This is a genomic window from Erwinia sp. E602, from assembly GCF_018141005.1.
Lineage (GTDB): Bacteria > Pseudomonadota > Gammaproteobacteria > Enterobacterales > Enterobacteriaceae > Erwinia.
The window spans coordinates 2716940-2743407 of sequence record NZ_CP046582.1 but is presented as its reverse complement, the minus strand read 5'-3'; the positions used below and the strand labels follow the sequence as shown (position 1 = coordinate 2743407).

At 58.9% G+C, this 26468-nt stretch carries 22 protein-coding genes and 1 pseudogene; 11 read left to right on the top strand and 12 right to left on the bottom strand.

All coding sequences use genetic code 11. From position 1 onward, the window contains the following. Positions 1-131: 131 nt before the first annotated feature. A complete protein-coding gene (locus GKQ23_RS14045; protein ID WP_056242475.1) occupies positions 132-1247 on the bottom strand; it encodes an AI-2E family transporter in 1116 nt (371 codons plus the stop codon). A gap of 222 nt (positions 1248-1469) precedes the next feature. Between GKQ23_RS14045 and GKQ23_RS14040 the strand changes: the two genes are divergently transcribed. Further along, the gene (locus GKQ23_RS14040; protein WP_056241958.1) at positions 1470-1763 is read left to right on the top strand and encodes a hypothetical protein; all 294 of its coding nucleotides are present in this window, start codon (positions 1470-1472) and stop codon (positions 1761-1763) included. A gap of 244 nt (positions 1764-2007) precedes the next feature. On the opposite strand, the gene rsmF is transcribed toward GKQ23_RS14040, so the two are convergent. The 3 genes from rsmF to yebS form a co-directional block, all read right to left on the bottom strand. After that, on the bottom strand, positions 2008-3441 hold the full coding sequence (rsmF, locus tag GKQ23_RS14035) for a 16S rRNA (cytosine(1407)-C(5))-methyltransferase RsmF (protein WP_212408580.1): 1434 nt from the start codon (positions 3439-3441) through the stop codon (positions 2008-2010). Between the two features lie 133 nt (positions 3442-3574). After that, complete coding sequence (locus GKQ23_RS14030) at positions 3575-6208, bottom strand: PqiB family protein (protein WP_056241961.1); 2634 nt, start codon at positions 6206-6208, stop codon at positions 3575-3577. Continuing rightward, positions 6177-7427, bottom strand: a complete 1251-nt coding sequence (yebS, locus tag GKQ23_RS14025) for a membrane integrity lipid transport subunit YebS (protein ID WP_056241964.1) — start codon at positions 7425-7427, stop codon at positions 6177-6179. Before yebS ends, GKQ23_RS14030 begins: the two co-directional genes overlap by 32 nt. 208 nt (positions 7428-7635) lie before the next feature. Here yebS and GKQ23_RS14020 point away from each other — a divergent pair, with 208 nt between their 5' ends. The 4 genes from GKQ23_RS14020 to htpX all read left to right on the top strand — a co-directional run bounded on the left by GKQ23_RS14020 (position 7636) and on the right by htpX (position 12106). Continuing rightward, positions 7636-8136, top strand: coding sequence for a GAF domain-containing protein (locus GKQ23_RS14020; RefSeq protein WP_212408579.1), 501 nt, complete (start codon positions 7636-7638; stop codon positions 8134-8136). A 96-nt stretch (positions 8137-8232) separates the two neighbouring features. Next, positions 8233-8928, top strand: a complete 696-nt coding sequence (gene proQ / locus GKQ23_RS14015; protein WP_056241972.1) for an RNA chaperone ProQ — start codon at positions 8233-8235, stop codon at positions 8926-8928. A gap of 19 nt (positions 8929-8947) precedes the next feature. After that, positions 8948-10993 carry a carboxy terminal-processing peptidase gene (prc, locus tag GKQ23_RS14010; protein ID WP_056241975.1) on the top strand — a complete coding sequence of 682 codons (2046 nt, stop codon included), beginning with the start codon at positions 8948-8950 and terminating at the stop codon, positions 10991-10993. A gap of 231 nt (positions 10994-11224) precedes the next feature. Then, on the top strand, positions 11225-12106 hold the full coding sequence (gene htpX / locus GKQ23_RS14005) for a protease HtpX (protein WP_056241978.1): 882 nt from the start codon (positions 11225-11227) through the stop codon (positions 12104-12106). A 51-nt stretch (positions 12107-12157) separates the two neighbouring features. Here htpX and GKQ23_RS14000 read toward each other — a convergent pair whose 3' ends face one another. Together GKQ23_RS14000 and GKQ23_RS13995 are read right to left on the bottom strand one after the other, a co-directional pair. Further along, positions 12158-13525, bottom strand: coding sequence for an MFS transporter (locus tag GKQ23_RS14000; protein WP_056241981.1), 1368 nt, complete (start codon positions 13523-13525; stop codon positions 12158-12160). Positions 13526-13684: 159 nt separating this feature from the next. Next, positions 13685-13921, bottom strand: coding sequence for a YobH family protein (locus GKQ23_RS13995; RefSeq protein ID WP_056241985.1), 237 nt, complete (start codon positions 13919-13921; stop codon positions 13685-13687). Positions 13922-14156: 235 nt separating this feature from the next. Between GKQ23_RS13995 and GKQ23_RS13990 the strand changes: the two genes are divergently transcribed. From GKQ23_RS13990 to rlmA, 5 genes and pseudogenes are all read left to right on the top strand, one after another. Further along, positions 14157-14429 carry a YebO family protein gene (locus GKQ23_RS13990; RefSeq protein WP_056241989.1) on the top strand — a complete coding sequence of 91 codons (273 nt, stop codon included), beginning with the start codon at positions 14157-14159 and terminating at the stop codon, positions 14427-14429. 23 nt (positions 14430-14452) lie between these two features. After that, a complete protein-coding gene (locus tag GKQ23_RS13985) occupies positions 14453-15457 on the top strand; it encodes an MBL fold metallo-hydrolase (RefSeq protein WP_212408578.1) in 1005 nt (334 codons plus the stop codon). Positions 15458-15996: 539 nt separating this feature from the next. Further along, positions 15997-16133: pseudogene (locus GKQ23_RS23915) on the top strand (DUF2627 domain-containing protein); the annotation flags it as partial. A gap of 20 nt (positions 16134-16153) precedes the next feature. After that, complete coding sequence (gene cspE, locus GKQ23_RS13975; protein ID WP_001062678.1) at positions 16154-16363, top strand: transcription antiterminator/RNA stability regulator CspE; 210 nt, start codon at positions 16154-16156, stop codon at positions 16361-16363. 166 nt (positions 16364-16529) lie between these two features. Beyond that, on the top strand, positions 16530-17447 hold the full coding sequence (gene rlmA / locus GKQ23_RS13970) for a 23S rRNA (guanine(745)-N(1))-methyltransferase (protein WP_212408577.1): 918 nt from the start codon (positions 16530-16532) through the stop codon (positions 17445-17447). A 32-nt stretch (positions 17448-17479) separates the two neighbouring features. Here rlmA and GKQ23_RS13965 read toward each other — a convergent pair whose 3' ends face one another. The 4 genes from GKQ23_RS13965 to manX form a co-directional block, all read right to left on the bottom strand. Beyond that, positions 17480-17956, bottom strand: coding sequence for a DUF986 family protein (locus GKQ23_RS13965; RefSeq protein WP_212408576.1), 477 nt, complete (start codon positions 17954-17956; stop codon positions 17480-17482). A gap of 63 nt (positions 17957-18019) precedes the next feature. Further along, the gene (locus GKQ23_RS13960; protein WP_056242004.1) at positions 18020-18862 is read right to left on the bottom strand and encodes a PTS mannose transporter subunit IID; all 843 of its coding nucleotides are present in this window, start codon (positions 18860-18862) and stop codon (positions 18020-18022) included. A gap of 13 nt (positions 18863-18875) precedes the next feature. Then, entirely contained in the window at positions 18876-19676 is an 801-nt protein-coding gene (locus tag GKQ23_RS13955; RefSeq protein WP_056242007.1) for a PTS mannose/fructose/sorbose transporter subunit IIC, read from the bottom strand. Positions 19677-19733: 57 nt separating this feature from the next. After that, positions 19734-20696 carry a PTS mannose transporter subunit IIAB gene (gene manX / locus GKQ23_RS13950; protein WP_212408575.1) on the bottom strand — a complete coding sequence of 321 codons (963 nt, stop codon included), beginning with the start codon at positions 20694-20696 and terminating at the stop codon, positions 19734-19736. A gap of 500 nt (positions 20697-21196) precedes the next feature. Between manX and GKQ23_RS13945 the strand changes: the two genes are divergently transcribed. Continuing rightward, a complete protein-coding gene (locus GKQ23_RS13945; protein ID WP_056242014.1) occupies positions 21197-22762 on the top strand; it encodes a TerC family protein in 1566 nt (521 codons plus the stop codon). 388 nt (positions 22763-23150) lie between these two features. Here GKQ23_RS13945 and GKQ23_RS13940 read toward each other — a convergent pair whose 3' ends face one another. Beyond that, positions 23151-24725: an EAL domain-containing protein gene (locus GKQ23_RS13940; protein ID WP_212408574.1), complete on the bottom strand. Its 1575-nt coding sequence runs from the start codon at positions 24723-24725 to the stop codon at positions 23151-23153. Positions 24726-24962: 237 nt separating this feature from the next. Continuing rightward, positions 24963-26327, bottom strand: a complete 1365-nt coding sequence (locus GKQ23_RS13935) for an L-serine ammonia-lyase (RefSeq protein ID WP_101505725.1) — start codon at positions 26325-26327, stop codon at positions 24963-24965. Between the last annotated feature and the right edge of the window lie 141 nt (positions 26328-26468).

The following is a 26468-nucleotide window of genomic DNA, read 5'->3' as shown; positions in this document are numbered from 1 at the left end:
GCACCCGCCTAACGCCAGTTTGGCACCGAATGCTGTCGCTCTGAAAACTTCCTGATAATGTCGAAAATTGCGCATTTTTTGTATTCTGAAGTGGCGGCGTGCAGGGCGTTGTTGGCCCGTTAGCCCTGCCGTTACTCGGTTTTATCGTGCTGGCTCAGCCCTTCTTCAAAGAAGTCCGGGTCGATCTCGTCGGTGTTGCCCTTATGGTCGCGGCCGGAGAGCAGGTTCCAGCAGGAGATAAACAGCGCGGCGATCAGCGGGCCGATCACAAAGCCGTTGATGCCGTAAATCTCCATGCCGCCGAGGGTGGTGATCAGGATCAGGTAGTCCGGCATTTTGGTGTCTTTACCCACCAGCAGCGGGCGCAGGATATTATCGATCAGGCCAATGACTACCACAAAGAAGAACGCCAGCACCAGCCCCTTCACCAGCGCACCGCTGAACAGGAAGTAGAGCACCACCGGCAGCCAGATAATCGCCGAGCCGACCGCCGGGATCAGCGACAGGAACGCCATCAGCGAGCCCCATAAAATGCTGCCCTGAATATCCGCGAAGAAGAAGGCAATGCCCCCCAGCGTTCCCTGAACCACCGCCACCACCACGGTGCCTTTAACGGTTGCGCGGGAAACGGCGGCAAATTTGACAAACAGATGGTGTTTAACGTGATCGGTCAGCGGAATGGCCTTAAAGGCCAGGCTGACCAGGTAGGCGCCATCTTTCAGCAGGAAGAACAGCAGGTAGAGCATCACGCCAAAGCCGATGGTGAAACTGAAGGTACTCTTGCCAATCAGCATAATGCTGCCGGCGAAGAACTGACCGCCTTTCATCGCCGCGCCGGAAAGCTGCTGCTGGATATGGTCCGGGTTGTTGAGGTTGTTTTCAGCAAGGAAGTGGCGCGCCCAGCTCGGCAGGTGATTGATAACGCCGCTGACCACCGTGGCCAGTTCGGTCTGGTTATTCTGCAGCCGGTTATAGAGGGCGTTACACTCCACCGCCAGCGACGACGCCACCAGCGCGAGGGGGATAAATACGATCAGGCAGATCGCCAGCAGCGTAAGCAGCGCGGCGATGCCGTTTTTATCCCCCAGCGCGTTGCGCAGGCGGGTTTTTAACGGGTGGAAAATAATCGCCAGGATCGCGGCCCACAGGATCGCGGAAAAATAGGGCCCCAGCACGTGTAAAAAGGCCAGCGTGGTTATGGCCAGAATAAAGATAAAGAATCCCTTACTAATACCTTTGATCAGCATCTGATAGTCTCGTTTTAACTTATTGATTACAGTGCTGAACATAGTACAGGTTTGGCTAACCGGCAACGTGGCGCGGGGAATAATTGAGTGAACGCAAGGTTCACCGTGCTTGCTTGTTACCGCAGATTAACCGATAAAAGAGCGCGTACCCGATCGTCGCGCGAAAACGCGGGCGGCCGCTGCATCGGGTACCCCCGTTATCCGCCGTCTGGAGTTTGTGATATGAGCAACGATAAAGAGATTTCGATCGACCAGTTTACCGCCGAAGAGAAGCTGCTGGTGGAACTGCGCGTTAAAACGCTAACGACGAAGCTGGGCCACGTTGCCAGTAAGAAAGAGGAGAAGGAGATCCTGAAAGAGGCCAAAAAGCTGGTGATGAAGGAGCGGCTGGCGAAGGAGGCTAACAAAAAGACGCCGGTAAAACGGGTGAAAAAACCTTCTGCGGCAAAAGAGAGCGAAGTGAAGGACTTTAGCTGGAGCGGTTCGCTGCGAAAAAATCCGCGCGCGGTGAAATAGCCGGGCAGGGCCTGTTGCCGGATGCCGGCATAAACGCGTACCGGCATCGGTTTAAAACGGCGCGTGCAGGGCACCGTTCAGGCAGGGTACCTTACCGGTGCGTTCTCCCGGACAGGGTACCTTACCGGTTAGCATTCCGGCTGCGTTCTCCCGGACAGGGTGCCTTACCGGTTAACGTTCAGACTGCAACCGTCCGGACAGGGCGCGTTACCGCTGCTCCTGCCTCGGCAGGGCGTCCGATCTCTCAGACGCCGAACAGCTTGCCGTCGCGCACCAGCTCGCGCGGGTAGTTGTTTTTAATGCGGCTGCCCACCGTTTTTGCCAGCCCGATCGGCTGCTGCTGATGGCAAATGATCAGCTCACCGGCCGGCAGCGGGCGTTCCGGATAGATATCCCGCCCGCGATACCACTCTTCCGCTTCACCGCTGCTCAGTTCCACCGCGTTGGCCGCCTGCGTGCTGGCCAGTGCCACCACGGCTTCATGCTGCCAGCGGTAGCCTTTGGCAAAGGTCTCGGCCAGCTTCAGGCCGATACGGGAAAAACGCACGCGGTTCAGCAGCGGCTCGATGGCCGCCGGAAAGAGCCACAGCTCTTTGTCGCGCTGCCACAGCGTCAGATCTTCGCCCCACTGCAAACCGACTTTTGCCGCCGCGTCGGCCACCTCCTGCTGTAGCTTACGGCTCAACGGGCTGAACGGCAGTTTGCCGAGCTTATAGCCGGGCACCGGCAGCTGTGCAACGCCGGCGGTCTTGCGCAGGCGGGCCACAAAGAACCCCTCGCTGTCGAACACCTGCGGGAAGACGTGCAGGAAACCTTCCGGGGTCGCCACCTGCTCCGCGCCGCTAAACAGCTGGTTCAGCGGCTCCACCTCTACAGCGTCCGGATAACGCGCCAGCAGCCAGGCGATCACCTGCTGGTTTTCGCTGCGGTTCAGCGTGCAGGTGGAGTAGACCAGCGTGCCGCCCGGACGCAGGGCATGGAACGCGCTGTCGATCAGCTCGCACTGGGTGGCGGCGATTGCCGCGGTGCTTTCCTCGCTCCAGTTGCGCAGCGCGTCCGCATCCTTGCGCACCACGCCTTCGCCGGAGCAGGGGGCATCCAGCAGGATCGCATCAAAGGACTCCGGCAGCGCCGCACCAAACACCCGGCCGTCGAAGTGGGTCATGGCGGTGTTGCTGATTCCGCAGCGGCTGAGGTTGGCGTGCAGTACCTTAACCCGGCTGGCCGAGTACTCATTGGCCAGGATGGCACCGGTGTTGTTCATACGCGCGGCGATCTGGGTGGTTTTTGAACCTGGCGCGGCGGCCACGTCCATCACCCGCCCGGGCGACGGGCTGCCGTCAAACAGCGCGGTCACCGGCAGCATCGAGCTGGCTTCCTGAATGTAGAACAGCCCGGCCAGGTGCTCGGCGGTGCTGCCCAATGGCAGGGTGTCCGCATCGTCGCGGCTGATCCAGAACCCCTCTGCGCACCACGGCACCGGAGTCAGCGCCCACTGATAGGGCGCGACCTGCGCCAGGAAGTCCGCCACGCTGATTTTCAGCGTGTTGACGCGCAGGCTGCGGCGCAGCGGCTGCTGGCTGATGGCGATAAAGCGCGCAAATTCTGCGCTGTCAGGCAGCAGTTGCTGCATCTCATCAAGAAACGGCTGGGGAAAAAAGACGCGGGAAGAGGACACAGACGGGTTCCGGGAAAGTCAAAAGAGAGTGCAGTCTACCACAGTTGGCGGCGGGCGTGGAAAACGACGGGAGCGGCGAGAAGTCAGGACGGGAAACCCCGTCCTGAGGTTGCGGTGGAGCACAGGCCAGCGCTTATTTCGGCAGGGCGGTGCCCCATTTACGCCACTCTTTCGGCTCTTCGTCCTCCAGCAGGAAGTGCTTGCCGGAGGTGGCCTGCGGCGCAAGCGGCACCGTTGGCGGGGTGGCAAAGGCGATGCCGCCCTGAATAAACTGCTGGAAGGTGCCGGTTTTCACCACGCCGCCGATCAGGCCAAACTTCAGGTTGTAGCCGGAAGCCAGCCAGAATACCGAGTTGTTACGTACCAGGTGCTGGTATTTCTGGCTGATGCGCAGGGTAATCTGTACGCGGTCGGCCATGGATCCCAGTGAAGTGCCGGTGACGGTACCGACCTCGACGCCGCGGAACAGCACCGGCGTGCCCACCGACAGCGAGCCGCCTTCAGCAGCGTCAACCACCACGTTCAGCCCGTCGAGGTAGCGCGCATCGGTGATGGTGGACTCCTGCAGCTCGAAGGTGCGCAGCGCGCGGCCTTTACCCGGATCGACGTTGATATAGGGCTGCAGCAGCGTCTCCAGGTGGTTAACCCCGGCGGCGGAAATCTGCGGTGAAACCACCGAGAAGCGGCTGCCGAGGCGGGCAAAGTTGTCCACGTACTCCGGGTAGAGCACCGCTTTGGCGATCACCTGATTGTTGTCGACCCCCAGCGCCAGCGACTCCAGCTGGCCGATGGTGATGCCGAGATAGCGGATCGGCATGCCTTCAGAGAGCTTGCTGGCGTCAAAGGTACGCAGGGTGATCTGGCTGCCGACGGCGCGGGCGGCGGTTTCTGAGGCGTAGAGGACGCGCTTATCCTGACGGGTCAGCCCGGCACCGGCGCCGCTCAGGTTGTCAAAGCTGATCGCCCCTTTCAGCGCGCGATTAAGCGGCGAAGCCTGCACGGTCAGCCCGCTGCCGTTCAGCTGCACCCGCGCGCCGCCTTCGGCCCAGAAGACGCTGTTGGCGGTCAGCAGACGGCGGTACTCCGGCTTGATATGCACGCTGACGTCAAAGGCGTCCGCACGTGGGGTCACGCCGACGATCTCGCCGACCTGGAATTTACGGTACAGCACCACGGAACCGGCCTGAATATCCGGCAGGCTGCCCGCGGTCAGCGTCAGGGTGGTCGGCAGCGTATCGCCGGTGACGCCTTCCTCGGCTTTTTCCGCGTTAGCATAGAGCGGGTAGCGGCTTTTTGGCTCGCCTTTGCCGCCCGGATCGAGGCGGATACCGCCATCCACCCATTCACGCGCGCTGGCACCCAGCACTTCCATGCCGTCGATGCCCAGCTTCACGTCCAGACGGCTGTTGATGATAAATTTACTGTCGCCATGCACCAGGCCACGGTGTTCCGGGGCGACGGCAACGTCGAAGCTGACGCCTTTCTCGGTCAGGGTGCGTTTCACCACCTGGCCGATGCGCATGCCGTACAGCACCAGCGGCTGGCCGGCGTCAATGCCGTAGCTCTCCGGCGCGCTCAGGGTCAGCTGCAGGGTGTTCGCCTGCTGCAGCAGCGACTCGTTATCCGCCAGCACCACAAAGTGGTGCTGCGGTTCGCCGTCGCCGGGCACCAGCTCCAGCGTATTGCCGGTCAGCAGGTTACTCAGGCTGCTGTCGCTGAGGCTGATTTTCGGGCTGCGCATCTCAATGCGCGTGCCGCTGCGCATCAGGCCGCTGACCGAAGGGTCGAGCGTCAGTTCACCGCTGACCTTGCCGCCGTCCAGCAGGTTCAGTCTGGTCAGCGTACCGACCTCCAGCCCCTGATACATCAGCGGCGTGCGTCCGGCCTTCAGGTTCTTACCGTCGGGCAGGTCAAGGGTGATTTGCACCCCGCGCTGGCTCTGCGCCAGGTCCGGGTAGAGCGGGTAGCTGTCGTCGGTTTTGGCTTCTGCCGACTGCGCCGGAGAGTCGAAAGCGATTGCTCCGTTAACCAGCGCCGCCAGGCTCTCCAGTTCGACCTTCGCGCCGCTCAGGCTGACGTCCGCCTTCACGCCGGAAACGTTCCAGAAACGGCTCTCTTTTTTCACCAGGTTGGTAAAGCGGCGTTCGATCAGCACGTCGATGGTGACGCCGCCGCTGCCGCTGTTAATGCTGTAGTCGTAAACGCGGCCTACCGGGATTTTGCGGAAATAGACCAGCGAGCCGCTGTTCAGCGCGCCGAGATCCGGCGCGTGCAGGTGGATCAGCATCTCGCCGGTGTTGACACGGTACTTCGGCTGGGTATCCAGCGCGACGAAGTTCTCCCGCGGTTCGCCCTTGCCCGGCATCATGCCGATGTAGTTACCGCCCACCAGCGCATCGAGGCCGGAGACGCCCGCCAGCGAGGCCTTCGGCGTCACCAGCCAGAACTGGGTCTGTTCGCGCAGCGCGTCTTTCATATCACTTTTGATACTGGCCTTGATCTTAATGGTGCGCAGATCGTCGGTCATGCTGATACCCTGCACCTGGCCGACCTCAACCCCCTGATAGCGCACCGGCGTGCGGCCCGGCACGATGCCGTCCGCGGTGGCGAAATCGATGGTCACGGTGGTGCCGCGCTCCTGCCAGGTGGTCCACACCAGCCAGCCGGCGATCAGCAGGGCAATAAACGGCAGCAGCCAGAACGGCGAAATTTTTCGCCGGCGGATCAGGCGTGCGCTAGTCGGTATAGTCGGCGTTTCCTGTTGCATGTGCATCCCAAAGTAAACGGCTATCCAGCCACTCAACGGCAAGGATAGTTAAGATAACCGCAGAACCGAAGTAGAAAGCCGCCGGTCCCATAGTGAAGGCCAGAAGCTGGTCGCGATTGACCAGCGACATGGTTAACGAAATAACAAACAGATCGAGCATCGACCAGCGGCCCACCCACTGCACCACGCGCAGCAGGCGAATGCGGGTTTTCAGGCCCTGTTCGCAGTTGAAATGGATGCTCAGCAGCAGGGTCAGCATCACGAGAACCTTGGTAAACGGCACCAGAATACTGGCAATGAACACCACCGCCGCCACCGGAATATTGCCTGCCGCCAGCGACATGATGCCGGAGAGAATGGTGTCCTCCTGGCGCGCGCCGTTCAGATAGATTACCGAAATCGGCAGCAGGTTGGCCGGCAGCAGCAGCACGATGGAGGCGATCAGTGCCGCCCAGCACTTCTGCAGGCTGTACGGGCGGCGCAGGGTCAGCGGCGTATGGCAGCGCGGGCAGCGGCCACGTTCGTCGGCCACGCCGGTAAAGTGGCAGCTCAGACACACGCGCAGATCCTCGACGCGGGCGACGTCCTGCCTGTGCTGCTGCGGGTAAAAACGGCACCACAGCTGCTCGACGTTAAGGTGGATCAGCGTCAGCAGGCTGAGCACGGTCAGAACCAGAAACGCCACCAGCCCCGGACCGGGATCGAGATCGGCATAATCCTGCACTTTAATCGAGGCGACGGCCAGCCCGACCAGGTAGATGTCCAGCATTACCCACTCTTTGAGTCGATCGAGCATCAGCAGCACCGGGCGCAGGTTCATGCCCAGCTTTTCGCCAAACGACAGGTAGCATATCGAGGCCACCAGGGTCAGCGGCGCGCCCAGCGTACAGAACGCCACCATTGAGGCGGCAATCAACTCGCCCTGCTGGGTCATCTGCATTATGCCGCCCAGCAGGCTGGCGCTGATATTGGTACCGAGCAGGCGGATCGACATCAGCGGCAGGCCGAAGGCGAACGGCATCAGCAGCAGCATCGTTACCGCCATTGCGGTCAGCCGGGTCATCGACCAGTCGCGGCCGTTGAGGATGCGCGCGTTGCAGCGCGGGCAGTGCGCCGACTCGCTGGATTTCACATCTGGTAAGGAAAAAAGGGTATCGCACTGCGGGCATCGCTGATAACGTGCCTGGGGCAGAGCATGAGTGATAGCGTGTATTTTCATCGTTCCGATCGCGCTCAGGCCCTTGGTATACGGGAGCAGGGCAGTGTTATGACAAGATAGTATGACACGTCAGCGCCATCAGGGTTCAGCATCCTGCTAAGGGTATCCTAAGCCACCGCATGTTGCATCTTGTCCTGACGGACAACAGCTGATTATTTTATTACACGGGGCCGCCAGGTGGCTCCGCAACATTATATAGTGATGAACCGTGAATAAAGCAGAATTTTACAACGACCTCAACCGTGATATGACCGCGTTACTTACCGGCGAAACCAGCTTCCTGGCGGTACTGGGTAACTGCGGCGCACTTCTGTATGAACGCCTGAACGGCGTTAACTGGGCGGGCTTTTATCTGCTGACCGAACAGGACACCCTGGTACTCGGACCGTTTCAGGGCAAAATCGCCTGCGTGCGTATTCCGGTAGGCCGGGGCGTCTGCGGTACCGCGGTGGCCACCCGCAGCGTGCAGCGCGTTGATGACGTGCACGCCTTCCCGGGCCATATTGCCTGTGACGCCGCGAGTAATGCTGAAATTGTGCTGCCGCTGGTGGTGAACGGCGAAATAATCGGCGTTCTTGATATCGACAGCGTAGAGTACAACCGCTTTGATGGTGAGGATGAAGCAGGGCTGAAAGCCTTGACTGACGGGCTGTGCAGGGTGCTGGCCGCGACGGATGTGGAAAAATTTATTCACATGAAACGCGCCTAAAGCGCTGGATCACGTAGCATTTACTGATGGGCGCATTATAATGGCGCCTGTTCATGCCTGCGCTGATTGGCAAACCCGTTGTAATCAGGAAATTTCATGGAAAATCAACCTAAGTTGAATAGCACCAAAGAAGTCATTGCCTTTCTGGCAGAGCGTTTCCCACAATGCTTTAGCGCCGAAGGCGAAGCACGACCACTGAAGATCGGAATCTTCCAGGACCTGGTCGACCGCGTGCAGGGTGAAATGAATCTGAGCAAAACTCAGCTTCGTTCTGCACTGCGTCTTTATACCTCCAGCTGGCGTTATCTGTACGGCATCAAAGCCGGTGCCGACCGCGTTGACCTTGACGGCAACGCCTGTGGTCAACTGGATGAGCAGCATGTTGAGCACGCCCGCAAACAGCTTGAAGAAGCCAAAGCGCGCGTGCAGGCACAGCGTGAGCAGCAGCAGGCGAAAAAACGTGAAGCCGGTGAAGAGACCGCCCCACGCCGCCCGCGTAAACCTGCCCGCAAGCCTGCCGAAGGCGAGCAGCCGCGTAAACCACGCAGCAGCAAACCGGCTCGCCCTCAAGCGGAACAGGCACCTGCCGCCGCCGCCGTACGTGAAGAACGTCAGCCGCCGCGCAAGCCGGTTACCGACACCTCTGCATTGCAAGTGGGTCAGAACATCAAAGTCACCGCAGGCAAAAGTGCCATGGACGCCACCATTCTTGAAATCAGTAAAGAAGGTGTCCGGGTACAGCTGGCTTCCGGCCTGGCAATGATCGTACGCGCAGAACACTTGCAGTTCTGATACGGAGGCTAATCAGGGCATGAACACTCTTTTTAAAAGCACCATCATTGCGGGCCTGCTGATTGCAGGCAACGTATTCGCCGCTGACAATATCACGCGCGCCGATCAGATCCCCCAGCTGCATCAGGAAGCGCAACATGCCACCGTCAGTGAGCGCGTTACGTCGCGTTTTACCCGTTCGCACTACCGTCAGTTCGATCTTGACCAGAATTTCTCTGCCAAAATCTTTGACCGTTACCTGAACCTGCTCGATTACAGCCACAACGTGCTGATGGCTTCCGACGTTGACCAGTTTGCGGCGAAAAAAACCACGCTGGGCGACGAGTTCAAAACCGGGCAGCTGAATGTCTTTTACGACCTGTACAACCTGACGCAGAAGCGCCGCTTCGAGCGTTACCAGTACGCGTTGTCTGTCCTGAATAAGCCGATGAACTTTACCGGCAACGACACCATCGATATTGACCGTAAAAATGCCCCGTGGCCGAAGAACAGCGATGAGCTGAACGCGTTGTGGGATGCCAAGGTCAAATATGATGAGCTGAGTCTTAAACTGACCGGCAAAGATGAAAAAGAGATCCGCGAGGTTCTCACCAAACGTTACCAGTTTGCCATCCGCCGCCTGGCGCAGAGCAACAGCGAAGACGTATTCCAGCTGGCGATGACCGCCTTTGCGCACGAAATTGATCCGCACACCAACTACCTGTCACCGCGAAACACCGAGCAGTTCAACACCGAAATGAGCCTCTCCCTGGAGGGTATCGGTGCCGTATTGCAGATGGATGACGATTACACGGTAATCAACTCGATGGTCGCCGGTGGTCCGGCTGCCAAGAGTAAGGCGATCACCGTTGGCGATCGTATCGTTGGCGTTGGCCAGCCCGGCAAGCCGGTAGTGGATGTGATCGGCTGGCGTCTGGATGACGTCGTCGCGCAGATCAAAGGGCCGAAGGGCAGTAAAGTGCGGCTGGAGATCCTGCCTGCCGGTAAGGGCACCAAGACCCGCACCATTACCCTGACCCGCGAGAAGATCCGCCTGGAAGACCGTGCGGTGAAGATGACCGTGCACAACGTCGGTAAAGAGAAGGTCGGCGTGCTGGATATTCCGGGCTTTTACGTCGGGCTGACCGATGACGTGAAGGTGCAACTGCAGAAGCTGCAGAAGCAGAACGTCGACAGCATCGTTATCGACCTGCGCACCAACGGCGGCGGGGCGCTGACCGAAGCGGTCTCCCTCTCCGGCCTGTTTATCCCGGGTGGCCCGGTGGTGCAGGTGCGTGACAATATTGGCAAGATCCGCGAGGACAGCGACACCGACGGTGTGACCTACTATAAAGGTCCGCTGGTGGTGCTGGTTGACCGCTTCAGCGCCTCGGCGTCTGAGATCTTTGCCGCCGCGATGCAGGACTATGGCCGCGCGCTGATCGTCGGTGAGCCGACCTTCGGTAAAGGCACCGTTCAGCAGTATCGTTCGCTGAACCGTATCTACGATCAGATGCTGCGTCCGGAGTGGCCGGCGCTGGGTTCCGTGCAGTACACCATTCAGAAGTTCTACCGTATTAACGGTGGCAGCACCCAGCGTGAAGGGGTTACCCCGGACCTGCTGATGCCAACCGGCGTTGAAGCGGTGGAAACCGGTGAGAAGTTTGAGGATAACGCCCTGCCGTGGGACAGCATCAGCGCGGCGACCTACACCAAAACCGGTGAGCTGAAATCGCTGGAGCCGCAGCTGATCAAAGAACATCAGGATCGTATCGCGAAAGATGCCGAGTTCCAGTACATCATCAAGGATATCGCCCGCTTTAACGCCACCAAAGACAAGCGTAATATCATTTCGCTTAACCTGGCCGAGCGTGAAAAAGAGAACCGGGAAGATGACGCGCTGCGCCTGGAGCGCATCAACGCCCGGCTGAAGGCGGACGGCAAGAAGCCGCTGGCTAAGCTGGACGACCTGCCGAAAGACTATAAAGAGCCGGACCCGTATCTGGATGAAACGGTCAAAATTGCCAATGACCTGGCCCAGCTGGATAAACAGCAACCCGCAGCCACCCCCGCTGCGGTGAAGTAAGCGAAAGGGCACAGCGCAGGCTGTGCCTTTTTTATTCTGCCCCCCGCATTGATGCGCCGTATCGCCTTCACTGAAAAAGTAATAAAAAATGTAAAGTTATGTCTTTTTAAACACTTAAAGGTTAAGAGTGCTTGAAAAGCACCGGGATGACCTTACGATGTGAAGGAGGACTATACCGGCGGCTTAACGATGCGGGTATACCGAGTGACTAACTGAGGATAGAGAAATTTTATGATGCGTATTGCGCTTTTCCTGTTAACTAACCTGGGTGTGATGGTGGTGTTCGGCCTGATCCTCAGCCTGACAGGGATCCAGTCAAGCAGTGTGATGGGCCTGATGATTATGGCGGGTCTGTTTGGCTTCGGCGGTGCGTTCGTCTCACTGCTGATGTCAAAATGGATGGCGCTGCGTTCCGTTGGCGGTGAAGTGATTGAGCAGCCACGTAATGAGACCGAGCGCTGGCTGATGGACACCGTCGCCCGCCAGGCGCAGCAGGCCGGCATTGCCATGCCGCAGGTGGCGATTTACCACGCGCCGGACATTAACGCCTTTGCCACCGGCGCGCGCCGTGACAAATCGCTGGTGGCGGTCTCCACCGGCCTGCTGCAGAACATGAGCCGTGACGAAGCGGAAGCGGTGATGGCGCACGAAATCAGCCATATCGCTAACGGCGATATGGTGACCATGACCCTGATTCAGGGCATCGTGAACACCTTCGTGATCTTTATTTCGCGCATTCTGGCACAGCTGGCGGCGGGCTTTATGTCCGGCAACCGCGATGGTGAAGAGAACAGCAACGGTAACCCGCTGGTCTACTTTGCCGTGTCGATGGTGCTGGAGCTGGTGTTCGGTATCGTGGCAAGTATTATCACCATGTGGTTCTCGCGCCATCGCGAATTCCATGCGGATGCCGGTGCAGCGCGTCTGGCCGGTCGTGAGAAGATGATTGCCGCGCTGCAGCGCCTGAAAACCAGCTACGAGCCGCAGGAAGCCAGCAGCATGATGGCGCTGTGCATCAACGGCAAGTCGAAGTCGATGAGCGAGCTGTTTATGTCGCACCCGCCGCTGGATAAGCGTATCGAAGCGCTGCGCAGCGGTGAGTACCTGAAATAGTCCGCCGGAAGTACGGGCGAAGATAAAAAACCGGGCATCTGCCCGGTTTTTTTATGCGTGAAGCGGCCTGATGCGCAGCGCGCTGAACACCATGGCGAGGCTGGCAAAGCCGCCGGCCAGCAGCAGGGCGTAGTGGCTGCCGCCGGTGGAGAACAGGTTAAACAGCAGGGCCACCAGCGCGGCACCGCTGCTCTGCCCCAGCAGGCGGGCGGTGCCGAGCATGCCGCTGGCGCCGCCGCTGCGGTGGCGGGGCGCGGACGAGATAATGGTGTGGTTGTTCGGCGACTGGAACAGGCCGAAACCGGCACCGCACAGCATCATCCGCCAGATGATATCGAGGTCCGTCGGCATCGCCGGCAGCAGCGCCAGCGCAAACAGCCCGCCGGCAAACATCGCCAGCCCGACCGCGCCGAGCAGCCCGGCGTGCACCTTCTCAATCAGTCGTCCGGCGATCGGGGCCATCACCATGGTCGCCAGCGGCCAGGGGGTCAGCAGCAATCCGGTCGCCACTTCACTCTTCTGCAGCACGCCCTGCAACATAAACGGCAGCGAGACCATCGCCAGCATCTGTGCGCAGAATGAGCATACCGAGGTGCAGAGCGACATGGCAAAAATTGGGATGCGCAGCAGGTCAACCGGCAGCAGCGGCACGCTCATCGTCAGCTGGCGGCGGATAAACAGCGTGCCGACCGCCAGCAGCCCCACCAGCTCCGCCAGCAGCAGCCGGCCGTCCACCCCCTGTGCAAAGCCGCTAAGCAGCGACAGCAGCAGGCCGAAGGTTAGCGCGTTCATGATGCCGCTCAGCAGGTCGAAACGTTGCCCCTGGCTTTTTTGCGCGTTAGCGGGCAGGAAACGCAGCGCGAGCCACAGTGCCGGCATACCGATAGGGATATTGATCAGGAACAGCCACTGCCAGGAGGCCACCGACAGCACCGCCGCCGCCACCGTTGGCCCGGCCGCGACGGAGACGGCAACGATCAGCGAATTGATGCCCATGCCGCGGCCCAGGTGGCGCTGCGGATAGATGATGCGGATCAGCGCGGTGTTGACGCTCATCAGCGCGGCCGCGCCAAACCCCTGCAAAACGCGGGCGAAAGTCAGCATGCCCAGCGAGTCTGAGAGTGCACAGAACAGCGAGGTGGCGGTAAACAGTACCAGGCCGCACTGATAGACGCGCCGGTAACCGACCATATCGCCGAGGTAGGAGAGCGACAGCAGCGAAATGATAATCGCCAGCTGGTAGGCATTAACGATCCAGATCGACTCCGCCGGGCTGGCGTTCAGCTCGCGGGAAATGGTCGGCAGCGCCACGTTGGCGATTGCGCCGTCGAGCACGGCGACGGTAATACCCAGCGCGATCGCCAGGATCGCGCCGTAGCGCTGCGGTAACGGCAGGCCGTCAGTAACAGAAGAGGACATAGTGAAGTGCAGGCTAAGAGAAGAATGTAAGCATGCTAAGGGTTTTTACGATTTCTACCAATCTGTAAATGAGATAAGAATTGCAAGAATGTTTGTTATACGCCACGCCCTGAGAAGACATAGCGGTCTGCCGGGCCGCCGGCAAGGCGGCCCGACCGGTTAGTTATCCACCACTTCGCTGCTTTTGCGCAACAGCGGGCAGTCGGTGACGCCGACGATGCCGCTGTCAGTGTGCAGATACTGCGCCACCACCATCCCACGGGCGGTCAGATACTGGCACTGCAGGCCCAGGCCCGCGACGTTTTTGGTACTGCCGGTCAGAACGCCGTAACCGGTAAACAGCATCGCCAGCCAGATAATCACCAGCAGCGCGACCAGACGCGTTAAGATTTTCATCCTGTCCCCTTATTATTGTCTGTTGAACTGTGTGCGGGCCGTGACTGCCGGCCCGGTGATCAGCATGACCTGAATCTGGCCTGGTGGCACTCAGAGGATGCTGAATCTGTGGCGGTTTTCCGCCGCACGCCGGTAAATTTTTGTGAGGAAACTATCAATTATCGCGGTTGTGAGTAGAATCACTGCCGCAGCGCTGCCGGGCATGATGGCAGCCATTACTCCCTCAGAGGTTTGTATGAACGAAACAATGAACGGCGCGTTCAGCATCGCGTCGGCCTGTATTGGAGCCGCCCTGACGATCGTCGGGCTGGTGGTCTGGTTTTATGTTAACCGCGCCAGCGTGCGGGCCAATCAGCAGATCCAGCTGCTGGAGCAACTGCTGGAAGAACAAAAGCAACAAAACGCGCTGTTGCGACGGCTGAGTGACAAAGTGGTGGGTAACGAGCCGGCGGCGCAGGAAGAGCAGAGCGCTGAAAAAGATTTTATCCGTATGATCCCTGAACGCTGAGCCGCTGGAGTTAACTAACCGCAATGGCCTGGAATAATCCCTGGTACGATCCCTCACTGGCCCACCACACTCCGGAAGGCTTCTGTAACCCTGAACCCGATCTGCGCCAGCCCGGTGACCTGCGGCGCTGGCAGCGCGAGCGCAAAGCCCAGGGGCTGCCGCTGCCGCCGGCGCAGGGCTACCCGCAGTTTACGGCGCAGTGGTGGCAGCCGGCCGACCTCAGCGGCAACGATGACCGGGTGTGGTGGTTAGGCCACGCCTGTCTGATGCTGCGCACCGGCGGCAAGATCACGCTGATTGACCCGGCGCTCTCCCTGCGAGCGTCACCGCTGCGTTTTTACGGGCCGCAACGGAAAACCCCGGCTGCGCTTGCGATCGCCGATTTTCCGCGCGTCGACTGCGTATTGATTTCGCACAATCACTACGATCACCTGGACCTGCCAACCATTAAGGCGATTATCAAACGCTTCCCGCAGACCGAGTTCGTGGTGCCGCTGGGGCTGGCCCGCTGGTTCCGCAAGCGTGGCGCGCGGCGCGTGACCGAGCTGGACTGGTGGCAGTTTACCTGCATCGGCGGGCTGCGGGTGCATGCGGTGCCCGCCCGGCACTGGAGCATGCGCACGCTGTGGGATCGTAACCGCTCGCTGTGGTGTGGCTGGGTGGTGCAGTACCAGGCGCTGAACTTCTGGTTCAGCGGCGACAGCGGCTATTCGGAGAATCTGCTGGAGATCCCGCGGAGGCTCGGGCCATTTAACCTGGCCGCGCTGCCGGTCGGGGCCTATGCACCAGAATGGTTCATGCAAGGGCAGCATATGGATCCGCAGCAGGCCGTCTCGCTGTATGGCGATCTCGGTCAACCGCTCACCGTTCCTATCCACTGGGGCGTATTTGAGCTGGCCGACGAGTCGCTGGATGCCCCGCCGCAGGTGTTGTCAGATGCGCTGCAGGCGTCCGGCATGGACGGTGAGCGCTTCGCCGCCTGGCGGATTGGCGAAAGCCGCGGGCTGGCTAATATCTGTCAAGAGTAATGCTACAGTATTTTCTTATATCTAATGCCGAAAATGAGAGCAGCATCTAATTATGCGCTAATAATTGAACCAGAAGGGAACATCTATTCTACGCGGCCTTTGCGATTAAATGGGGCAGAGTGGAAGGATTTTCCTTTTTTTGGTGCAGCGTATTTATTCAGCAAATATTCATTGTGCATACATTCAGGAAAAAATCTTATAAGGCAATGGTTTATCCTGAGGGGGGCGCTCCGGTGGAATTAGGGTATCGCGTTGTCATCAGCAGGCAACAATCACAGCATAAAGTAGAGCCCTGGCGGTGAGGGCAGGTTTTTTGTGCTGTCCTGTCATCGACGCGCTCACCAGACGGGGCGCACGTCGGCGTAACATTTGAGCACTAAGTGTACGGTTTGTTTGCATGATAATTACCCTGAATGTGCACTTTGTCGCAGCTATTGTTTCAAATCTGTGCGAAGCCGCAAGTTGAGTTAAAAATAACTTGCCATTAATTGGCGAATATGTGATAAACCAAATGGGTAAAACGAGGTACAATCCTGTTTATGTGTGGCATCTTCAGTAAAGAAGTTCTGAGTAAAGACGTTGACGTTGAATACCGCTTCCTTGCCGAGCCTTAATTAATGCCTCATGCAGTAATGTCTCTGGTTTTTCTGTACGGTTATGCCCACGGGCGAAAAAACACTCTAAGGAATTTGCAAAATGGCAAAGATTAAAGGTCAGGTTAAGTGGTTCAACGAGTCTAAAGGTTTTGGTTTCATTACTCCTGCTGACGGCAGCAAAGACGTGTTCGTACACTTCTCTGCAATCCAGGGTAACGGCTTCAAAACTCTGGCCGAAGGCCAGAACGTTGAGTTCGAAATTCAGGACGGCCAGAAAGGCCCTGCTGCTGTGAACGTCACCGCAATCTAATTTTCGATCTGAGCCTGATGCGCGCCCGGTGCGTGATGAAGGCTGAAATCTGAATGCTAAAGCCCGGTCAGCGATGACCGGGCTTTTTTGTTGCCTGCAAGATTTGGCTGCCCCTGCCAGCGGATTTGCAGTAGACTGCCGCCGTCATTTTCCCCGGAGAGTCTTTATGTCGTATCAGTGCCCCCTCTGCCAGCAGCCGCTGACCTTTGAGCAGCGCAGCTGGCGCTGTGCCAACCAGCATCAGTTCGATCGTGCGAAGGAGGGGTATGTCAATCTGCTACCGGTACAACATAAACGCTCACGCCAGCCTGGCGACAGTGCGGAGATGATGCAGGCGCGGCGTGATTTCCTCGACGCCGGTCACTATCAACCGCTGCAGCAGCAGGTGTGCGATCTGCTGGCCGGCATCCTGCCGTCGGGCGCGGCGAAGGTGCTTGATATCGGCTGTGGGGAAGGGTACTACACCCAGGCGGTGGCCAGCCGGCTGCAGGCGCAGGGTGAGGCGGTAGTCTGGGGGCTGGACGTGGCGAAGATCGCCGTACGCTCCGGGGCTAAACGCTATCACAACGTTGAGTTTTGCGTTGCGTCAAGCCACCGGCTGCCGTTTGCCGAGGCGCAGTTTGACGCGGTGCTGCGCATCTATGCCCCCTGCAAGGCCGAAGAGCTGGCGCGGGTGGTGAAACCGGGCGGCTACGTGCTGACCGTCACCCCCGGCCCGCGACATCTGATTCAGTTTAAAGCGCTGATTTACCAGGACGTACAGCTGCACGACACCACGCCGGAGCAGATGCCCGGTTTCAGCCTGCAGCAGGAGCAGTCGCTCAGCTACCCGATGACGCTGAACAGTGAGGAGTCGGCCGCGTTGCTGCAGATGACGCCATTCGCATGGCGGGCGCGCCCGGAAGTGTGGGGCATTCTGGCCACCACCGACGCTTTTGCCTGCGAGGCCGACTTTACCCTGCGCCTGTGGCAGCGGGCGGCCGGGGCACTGCCTGTGGCCGAGCTGGCCCGGGAGCAGGACGCTGAGGGGCAGCAGGATGCTCAGGAACAGCAGAAGCAGCAGGAAGATCGGGAACAGCAATAAAAGCGGCGGCCTGAACTACCTGATGCACCGTATCAGAGGGGCTGACCTTCCTGGCTGCTGGTCAGCATAAACCGGTAGATGGTCTCCAGATCGTCGAGCTGACGCACGTGGATCAGCAGGCGTCTTTTTTCCAGCGTAATCACCAGCACGCCGTCTTCCGACAGGTTGATGGCGCTGATGCGCTCATTGCGGATAAAGACGTTGGCGTAAAAAAAGCCCTGGTCTTTAAACAGCAGTTTTGGAGCGCGGATCCAGAACAGCCAGATGGCAAGTACCGCCAGCGCCATCAGCAGCAGCAGGGTCAACTGCGGTCCGGCGTTACTCAGGTTCTGCCAGATCAGGATCGCCAGCAGGCCGAGAAAGATCAGGCTGTCCAGCTTGCTGCGGCGCTGCAGTAAAATTCTGAGCCGGGTGGGGCCGTGCCGTAGCGGCATCACCAGCTCGTCGTAAAGACCATAAAGCAGAATCAGCAGGATAAAGACCAGTAATACAACGTCAGTCAGTGACATAACCACCTCCATAATAAGGGCCGGCAAAAGCCGGCCCGATGACAGCATACTCTGACGGCGCGCTTATACGCCCAGCAGGCCCACCCAGTAACCAAAGATACCAATCACAAAGAAGCCGATGATGATCCACAGCGGGTTGACCTTACGGCGCAGCAGCCACATACAGCCGAAGGTCAGCAGCAGCGGGATCAGCCCCGGCATCAGCTGATCGAGAATCGACTGGACGGTGGTGACGGTGGTTTTGCCGGTCTGGTCGGTTATGCGCGAGACCACCAGCGGCACGTCAACGTGGGTCCATTTGTTAACCAGCGCCCCCATCACAAACAGGCCGAGAATCGACGCTCCTTCCGTCAGTTTCTGCAGGAAGCCGCCGCCCATATCGTTAACGATATCCACCCCTTTACGATAGCCGTAAGCCACGCCGTAATAACGCACCAGCAGACGTACCAGGTTAAACAGCACGAAGAACAGCAGCGGTCCCAGCAGACTGCCGCTCATGGCGATCCCGGCCCCCAGCGCGGCAAACACCGGCCGCACGGTGCCCCAGAAGATCGGGTCACCGACCCCGGCCAGCGGCCCCATCAGGCCAACCTTGATGCCGTTGATCGCCGCGTCGTCGATCGCCGCGCCGTTGGCACGCTGCTCTTCCATCGCCATGGTGACACCGAGCACCGGGGCGGCCACGTAAGGATGGGTGTTAAAGAACTCCAGATGGCGTTTGATCGCCTGTTTACGCTCGTCGTTGTTCTCCGGGTAGAGGCGTCTGATCACCGGTACCATCGAGTAGCAGAAGCCCAGCGCCTGCATACGTTCAAAGTTCCACGATCCCTGGAACAGGTTAGAGCGCAGAAACACGCTGCGGACGTCGCCCGGCGTCAGTTTTTTTGGCGTTGTGATGTCACTCATTGTTCACCGCTCCTTAATCGAGTTCGTTGTCGAGGTCGTTATGAACCGGAGAGGCGGACTGCGCACCGGCAACACGGTTATATTTCGGTGCCAGCTGGATGTACAGAATCGCCATCACCACGCCAATCACCCCCAGCGCCACCAGGTTAAAGCTGGTAAAGGCGGCGGTGACGAACCCCAGGTAGAAGAACGGCATCAGATAGCCGGCACGCATCATGTTGATCACCATCGCGTAACCGACCACCACGATCATCCCACCGGCGATATTCAGGCCGTTGGTCACCACATCAGGAATGGCGTTAAGCATCTCCTGCACGGCGTGGGTGCCGACGGAAACCGCCACGATCAGCGCCGGAATAGCGATACGCATCGCCTGCAGCACCAGCGCCGAGACGTGGATCCACGAAATAGCGCTGAGGTTGCCTTTCTCCGCCGCTTTATCCGCCGCGTGCTGGAAGGCCACGGTAACGGTACGCACGATGATGGTCAGCACCTGGCCCGCCGCGGCCAGCGGGATCGCCAGCGCAATACCCGCGCCAACGCTCTGCCCACCGGCGATAACCAGAATGGTGGAGATAATTGACGCCAGCGCGGCATCCGGTGCCACCGCGGCACCGATATTCATCCAGCCCAGCGCAATCATCTCCAGCGTACCGCCGATAATAATCCCGGTTTTCATATCGCCGAGCACGATACCGATCAACGTACAGGCCACCAGCGGCCGGTGAAACTGAAATTCATCGAGGATTGATCCCATGCCCGCAATACAGGCGACGATAAATATCAGCACAATTTGTAGCGTGGTAATCTCCATCACACTTCTCCTCTGGATTGCCAGAACGGCGCGGCTACGCGCGCCCGGCAGCACCGGTTACGGATTGAGTTTGGCCAGTAAATCCATCATTTTCAGCCGCGGGTCGCCGGACACCTTACGCACTTCCAGCTCAATACCCCGCGCGTGCAGTTTTTTAAACGCGGCGATGTCTTTCTCGTCTACCGAAACGGCATTGTTCACCTGGGTTTTGCCCTGGCGAAAAGCCATGCCGCCAATATTGACCGTGGTGATCGCCACGCCCTGTTCCACCAGGCGCTCGACGTCGGTCGGATTGGTGAACAGCAGCATCACTTTTTCACCGGCGTATTTCGGGTTATCCCACACGCGGATCATTTTTGCTACGTCGACCACGTGGGCGGTGACGCCGGGTGGTGCCACCTGGGTGAGCAGCGTTTTGCGCACGTGGTCGGCGGCCACCTCGTCACTGACCACGATAATGCGGCTGACGTTGGTCTCTTTGGTCCAGCGGGTGGCAACCTGGCCGTGGATCAGGCGATCGTCAATGCGCGCCAGGCCAATCTTCATCCGCTCACCGGGTTGCAGGGGGGCCGCCGGGGCAGTGGTGGCATTTGGGGCGGGGCGCGTAACGACGGCTTCCGCCGCCGGGGCCTTCAGCGCTTTTACGCCTTCGCGGCCGGTTTCCACCGCCAGCGCCACCAGTTCGTCGAAGGTCGGGTTGTCATCCCGCGCCATCAGCACTTCCACCAGCATCGGAATATTCACCCCGGCCACCACGTCGTGCTGGGCCTGATCCACCACCAGCCGGCTGGCGGCGTTGAACGGGCTGCCTCCCCAGGTGTCCACCAGGAATAACACCCCCTGAGCGGTATCCAGCTGGCTCAGTCGTTGTTGATACTTCTCAATCAGCGTTTCCGCGTTCTCACCGTGAACAAAGTCGATCCAGCCAACGTTGTCCTGTTCTCCCAGCAACATTTCGGCGGTTTTCAGCAGTTGTTCCGCTGCCCAGCCGTGTGTGCCAATTACAATCGCAATAGTCACTTGCACCCTCCTTTCCGGTTGGCGACGACCCCTGGAGTCAGGGCCGCATCAGATTTTCTGTCTTTTTCAGCTTGCTAGCCTGTCCTTCTGTAGAACGGTGATCGGTTGATTATTCAGCATAGCTAACCAAAGCCAGCGATACCGGGATTTATTTTAGTAGGTGAAAAAATAAATTATGTGACCTTGCTCAGTAATTTAGAGGCTTTATGCGCACAATACCGCCGTGGTCGACCTGCATTGACAATGGTTTACCCGGTGCGGGTGATAAAAGATTTGACCGGCCGTTTTCTGCTGCTAAAGTAAGGATCCTTTTTCAAACAGGAGTAACGGGCCTCAGCCCTCCCCATGGACTGTCACCGAAGTCGTTTAATCATGCCGCCGGGCTCTACGGATCTGCTTATCTCTGCCGACACCACCCTGTCGTTTACCCCAGTTAATGCCTGCTGCACGCTCATGCGAACGTCTGCTGCGTCTTCCTGTACCTTTTTCCGGAGTCTGTCATGGAATTTCTCTTAGACCCCTCAATCTGGGTAGGTCTTCTCACGCTGATCGTACTGGAGATCGTGCTCGGTATTGATAACCTGGTGTTTATCGCCATCCTTGCCGACAAGCTGCCGCCTAAGCAGCGTGACAAAGCGCGACTGATCGGACTCTCGCTGGCGCTGATAATGCGCCTGGGCCTGCTGTCGCTGATCTCATGGATCGTGACGCTCACCACGCCGCTGTTCAGCGTGGGCAGCCTGACCTTCTCCGGCCGCGATCTGATCCTGTTGCTGGGGGGGCTGTTCCTGCTGTTTAAGGCGACGATGGAGCTCCATGAACGGCTGGAAAACCGCGATAGCCACGGCGGGGGTAACAAAGGTTATGCCAGTTTCTGGGCGGTGGTGGTGCAGATCGTGATCCTCGATGCCGTCTTCTCGCTGGACGCGGTGATTACCGCCGTAGGCATGGTAAATAACCTGGCCGTGATGATGACCGCCGTGGTGATCGCCATGGGCGTGATGCTGCTGGCCTCAAAGCCGCTGACCCGCTTCGTCAACGCGCATCCTACCGTGGTGGTACTGTGCCTCAGCTTCCTGCTGATGATCGGCCTCAGCCTGATGGCGGAAGGCTTCGGTTTCCACATTCCGAAAGGCTACCTGTACGCGGCGATCGGTTTCTCGGTGCTGATTGAGCTGTTTAACCAGATTGCGCGCCGCAACTTTGTGCGCCACCAGGCGCACCGGCCGATGCGTGAACGTACCGCAGAGGCGATTCAGCGTCTGATGGGCGGCCGTCGCCAGAGCGAAAACCACAGCAGCGAGAGCAGCGAAGTCTCTGCCGCGCTGCCGCAGGAAGCGTTTAAAGACGAAGAGCGTTACATGATTAACGGCGTGCTGACCCTGGCCTCGCGCTCGGTGCGCAGCATTATGACCCCGCGCGGCAATATCTCGTGGGTGGATGCCAGCCGTCCGGCGGATGAGATCCGTATTCAGCTGCTCGACACCCCGCACAGCCTGTTCCCGGTGTGCCGCGGCGAGCTGGATGAGGTGATCGGCGTGGTGCGGGCGAAAGAGCTGCTGGTGGCGCTGGATCACGGCGTGGACGTGGCCACCTTCGCGGCGGCGACCCCGCCGATTATCGTGCCTGATACTCTTGACCCGCTGAACCTGCTGGGCGTGCTGCGCCGTGCCAAGGGCAGCTTTGTGGTGGTCACCAGCGAATTTGGCGTGGTACAGGGGCTGATTACGCCGCTGGACGTGCTGGAAGCGATCGCCGGTGAGTTCCCGGACGAGGATGAAACCCCGGATATTATCGCCGACGGCGACGGCTGGCTGGTGAAGGGCGGTACCGACCTGCACTCCCTGCAGCAGCTGCTGGATACCGACGTGCTGGTGAAGCCGGAAGATGACCACGCTTCGCTGGCGGGCCTGCTGATTGCACAGAAAGGTCAGCTGCCGCAGCCGGGCGAGGTGATTGAGATGGCGCCGCTAAGCTTCCAGATTATCGAAGCCACCGACTATCGTGTCGATCTGGTCAGGGTGACCCGCCAGCGCGATGAGCACGAAGGCGAGCACGACGAGTAATCTGCCCGCGTTGCGGGAAATAAAAAGGCCGGGTTATTGACCCGGCCTTTTCTTTATCCTTCACGCTGTCATACTGTCATACTGTCATACTGTCATACTGTCATACTGTCATACTGTCATACTGTCATACTGTCATACTGTCATACTGTCATACTGTCATACTGTCATACTGTCATACTGTACTGTCATACTGTCATACTGTCATACTGTCATACTGTCATACTGTCATACTGTCATACTGTCATACTGTCATACTGTCATACTGTCATTCTGGCACTAAGCAGCTAAGCAGCTAAGCAGAACACCAGCCCCGCAACTCAGCCAGTCTGTGAATCAGGTCCTTTCCTGGCTTTCAGCGCTCAGTACTCACCGATCGGTAATCAGCAATTCAGACGTGCACCGGCGTACGCAGATGCGCCTCATGATCCACCAGCCAGTCCGGAATATCTGCCAGCGGCATCGGGCGGGCGTAGAAATAACCCTGCAGCACGTCGACGCCGCGTTCGCGCAGATACTCAGCCTGCTCCGCGGTTTCCACCCCTTCGGCCACCAGGCTGATGTTCAGCCGCTGGGCGAGAGAAATCACCATATCGGTTACGGTGGCGTTAATGGCGTCAGTGCCGATGGCGGCGGTGAACACCTTATCAATTTTGAGAATATCCGGGCTGAGGGTCTTCAGGTAGGAGAGCGAGCTGTGGCCGGTGCCAAAATCATCGATCGCCAGCTGCACGCCGATTTCGTGCAGGTGTGACACCACCCGCTGATCGACCACCGGCAGCGAGTCGCGCTCGGTCAGCTCGACGATCAGCTGCGGTTTTGGATTGGCCGGCCACCACAGGCTCTGCAGGTCGTCGATAATTGCTTTGTCATGAAAGTGGCTGGCGGCAACGTTGATGGCGATATGGAAGCTGTTGCGGGCTGGTAAGGAGGGCAGGTGGCGCACCGCTTCACCGATCACAAAGCGGGTCAGCGGCGCAATCAGATTCTGCCGCTCGGCCAGCGGGATAAACACGTCAGGCGGGATCCATCCCTGGCGCGGGTTGTGCCAGCGCAGCAGCAGTTCGATGCCGTCGCAGGCCCCGGTGCGGGCGTTGATCAGCGGCTGGGCATAGACCATAAATTCGCGGGCGGTGATGCCGTAGCTGATCTGCCAGGAGAGGCTCATACGGTTAGCGGTGGCCAGCCAGACGATGTAGCCCATCAGCATGCTGAGCAGCAGCGCCAGCGGCAGCTGCGAAGGCACGGTGACCAGCGCCAGCCGGGCCGGTGACGGGCCAAACAGGGTAATGGTGAACGGATAACGCAACGAGGCCTGCTCTACGCTGACCTCGTCTTCTGAGGGAACCGCCTCTTCGATCATCGGGTTGCCGTACTCAAGGCTCTTGCCGGCGACCTTAAAAATCGCCCTTTCAACCCACGGCAGCGTCGGTTCCAGCAGGTAGTTGGTCATCAGCTCAATGTTCACCACCTGCATAATGCCTGAGCGGTTATCCAGCGAGCGCGGCGTCCAAAGCAGCAGCACCGGCGACCCTTTCAGCAGGTCCTGATCCACCGCCAGCTTCATGCGCTGATTATTGACCGCCAGTTCCGGGTAGGTATCGCTGAAGGGGATGCTGACGCTGCCGTAGATACTTGAGCAGTAGATGCGGTCGTCATCGACCAGCAGCACCGAACGAACGGTCTGCAGCATCGCCAGTTTTTCAACCAGCGGGAAACGCACCTGTTCGCAGCTTAATCCGACCAGGCCGAGGGTGTTATTAGCTGCAACGTCAAGCGGCGAGAACATACGGTCAAAGCGTTGAATGGCGTTGTAAGCAAAGGTGCGTGACTGCTGCTCGATTCGACCTTTCTCTTCCATATAGCGCAGAGAGAGGGTGAGAATAAGCACCAATGCGGCAACAACCGCAGCGATAAGAAATCGCTTACGGCGAAACTGTCCTAAAACTTCCTGGGACATTTGCATCAGTAACCACCCTCAGAGCAAGACGCGTATACAGAGACCGAATAACTGTTATCGGCCAGTGAGACATTAAGTTTAGTAGTGCTGAAGAGAAAAGCTGAGTGGCAGTAAAACAGGCACTTACTCTCACAAAACACGCGCAGACACTCTAGCCGTTTCCCGGATTGGGAGATAGCGGGTAGCGGAAGTTTTTTTTACAAAACAACAAAAAAACGCCACCGTTGCGGTGGCGTTTTCGGGTCAGTCACACTGGACTTTAATGGCCAGCCCGCCACGCGAGGTTTCGCGATATTTGGCGTTCATGTCTTTACCGGTTTCGTACATGGTCTCAATGACTTTATCCAGCGAAACACGGGCTTCGCTGGTGCGGCGCATCGCCATACGCGCGGAGTTGATCGCCTTCACCGAGGCAATCGCGTTACGCTCAATGCACGGCACCTGCACCTGGCCCGCTACCGGGTCGCAGGTCAGGCCGAGGTTATGCTCCATGCCGATCTCTGCCGCCACGCACACCTGCTCCGGGCTGGCTCCCAGCAGCTCGGCAAGGCCCGCGGCCGCCATCGAACAGGCCACGCCCACTTCGCCCTGGCAGCCGACTTCGGCACCGGAGATTGACGCATTCATCTTATAAAGGATGCCGATCGCGCCGCAGGCCATAAAGTAACGTACGAAAACATCGGTCGTCACCGGCTGAATAAAGTGGTCATAGTAGGCCAGCACCGCCGGCACGATGCCACAGGCGCCGTTAGTCGGTGCGGTGACCACCCGGCCACCGGCGGCGTTCTCTTCGTTGACCGCCAGCGCGAACATGTTCACCCAGTCAATCACGTTCATCGGGTCGCTGGAGAGTTTGTCCGACGAAACCAGCAGGCGGCGCAGCGCCGAGGCGCGACGCGGAACGCGCAGCGGGCCGGGCAGTACGCCTTCGGTGTTCAGGCCGCGATCGATACAGTCGCGCATGGTCTGCCAGACGGCGGCGAAGTAGCCTTCGATCTCTTCGCGGGTGTGCAGCGCCAGCTCGTTTTTCATCACCATGCCGGAGAGCGACATGCCGTTCTGCTGGCAGTGGCCCAGCATCTCTTTAGCCGAGTGGAACGGGTAGGGCACCGACACCGTGCTCAGCGTAGATTTACCGTAGTTCTCTTCATCAACGATAAAACCACCGCCGACCGAATAGTAGGTCTTGCTGTAGATTTTCAGTTCGCCGGCGTAAGCGTGGATGCTCATGCCGTTTTCATGCAGTGAGAGGTTATCGCTACGGAACACCATGCCGCCTTCGCGCGGGAAGTCGACCTCGTGGGCACCGTTGGCCAGCAGCAGGCGCTGGCGTGCTTCCACGTCACGGATAAAGCCGGGAATGCTGTCGATGTCCACGGTATCCGGCATCGCGCCGGAGAGGCCCATAATAATGGCGATATCGGTGTGGTGGCCCTTCCCGGTCAGTGACAGGGAGCCATAGACGTCGACGGCGATCCGCGTAACCGAGGACAGCTGGCGGTTGTTAACCAAATCGTCGACAAACTGTTTGCCGGCTTTCATTGGGCCAACCGTGTGCGAACTGGACGGGCCAATGCCGATCTTAAACATGTCGAAAACGCTAATCACGTTAAACGCTCCTTAGGGGTATTGATACGCTGTGACCTGGTGTACTCACAAAATTGGGTGAAATATAAATGAAAACCCACAGACTTGCAGTGATTTGGATCGCCATACGGCAACAAAGCAGTTAAATATAACGGAAAGACG

Bases quoted from the DNA above. Each gene is read 5' to 3' on its own strand.
- GKQ23_RS14045 (WP_056242475.1), bottom strand. From the start codon at position 1,247: ATGCTGATCAAAGGTATTAGTAAGGGATTCTTTATCTTTATTCTGGCC.
- GKQ23_RS14040 (WP_056241958.1), top strand. From the start codon at position 1,470: ATGAGCAACGATAAAGAGATTTCGATCGACCAGTTTACCGCCGAAGAG.
- GKQ23_RS14030 (WP_056241961.1), bottom strand. From the start codon at position 6,208: ATGCAACAGGAAACGCCGACTATACCGACTAGCGCACGCCTGATCCGC.
- yebS (WP_056241964.1), bottom strand. From the start codon at position 7,427: ATGAAAATACACGCTATCACTCATGCTCTGCCCCAGGCACGTTATCAG.
- proQ (WP_056241972.1), top strand. From the start codon at position 8,233: ATGGAAAATCAACCTAAGTTGAATAGCACCAAAGAAGTCATTGCCTTT.
- prc (WP_056241975.1), top strand. From the start codon at position 8,948: ATGAACACTCTTTTTAAAAGCACCATCATTGCGGGCCTGCTGATTGCA.
- htpX (WP_056241978.1), top strand. From the start codon at position 11,225: ATGATGCGTATTGCGCTTTTCCTGTTAACTAACCTGGGTGTGATGGTG.
- GKQ23_RS14000 (WP_056241981.1), bottom strand. From the start codon at position 13,525: ATGTCCTCTTCTGTTACTGACGGCCTGCCGTTACCGCAGCGCTACGGC.
- GKQ23_RS13995 (WP_056241985.1), bottom strand. From the start codon at position 13,921: ATGAAAATCTTAACGCGTCTGGTCGCGCTGCTGGTGATTATCTGGCTG.
- GKQ23_RS13990 (WP_056241989.1), top strand. From the start codon at position 14,157: ATGAACGAAACAATGAACGGCGCGTTCAGCATCGCGTCGGCCTGTATT.
- GKQ23_RS13985 (WP_212408578.1), top strand. From the start codon at position 14,453: ATGGCCTGGAATAATCCCTGGTACGATCCCTCACTGGCCCACCACACT.
- cspE (WP_001062678.1), top strand. From the start codon at position 16,154: ATGGCAAAGATTAAAGGTCAGGTTAAGTGGTTCAACGAGTCTAAAGGT.
- rlmA (WP_212408577.1), top strand. From the start codon at position 16,530: ATGTCGTATCAGTGCCCCCTCTGCCAGCAGCCGCTGACCTTTGAGCAG.
- GKQ23_RS13965 (WP_212408576.1), bottom strand. From the start codon at position 17,956: ATGTCACTGACTGACGTTGTATTACTGGTCTTTATCCTGCTGATTCTG.
- GKQ23_RS13960 (WP_056242004.1), bottom strand. From the start codon at position 18,862: ATGAGTGACATCACAACGCCAAAAAAACTGACGCCGGGCGACGTCCGC.
- GKQ23_RS13955 (WP_056242007.1), bottom strand. From the start codon at position 19,676: ATGGAGATTACCACGCTACAAATTGTGCTGATATTTATCGTCGCCTGT.
- GKQ23_RS13945 (WP_056242014.1), top strand. From the start codon at position 21,197: ATGGAATTTCTCTTAGACCCCTCAATCTGGGTAGGTCTTCTCACGCTG.
- GKQ23_RS13940 (WP_212408574.1), bottom strand. From the start codon at position 24,725: ATGCAAATGTCCCAGGAAGTTTTAGGACAGTTTCGCCGTAAGCGATTT.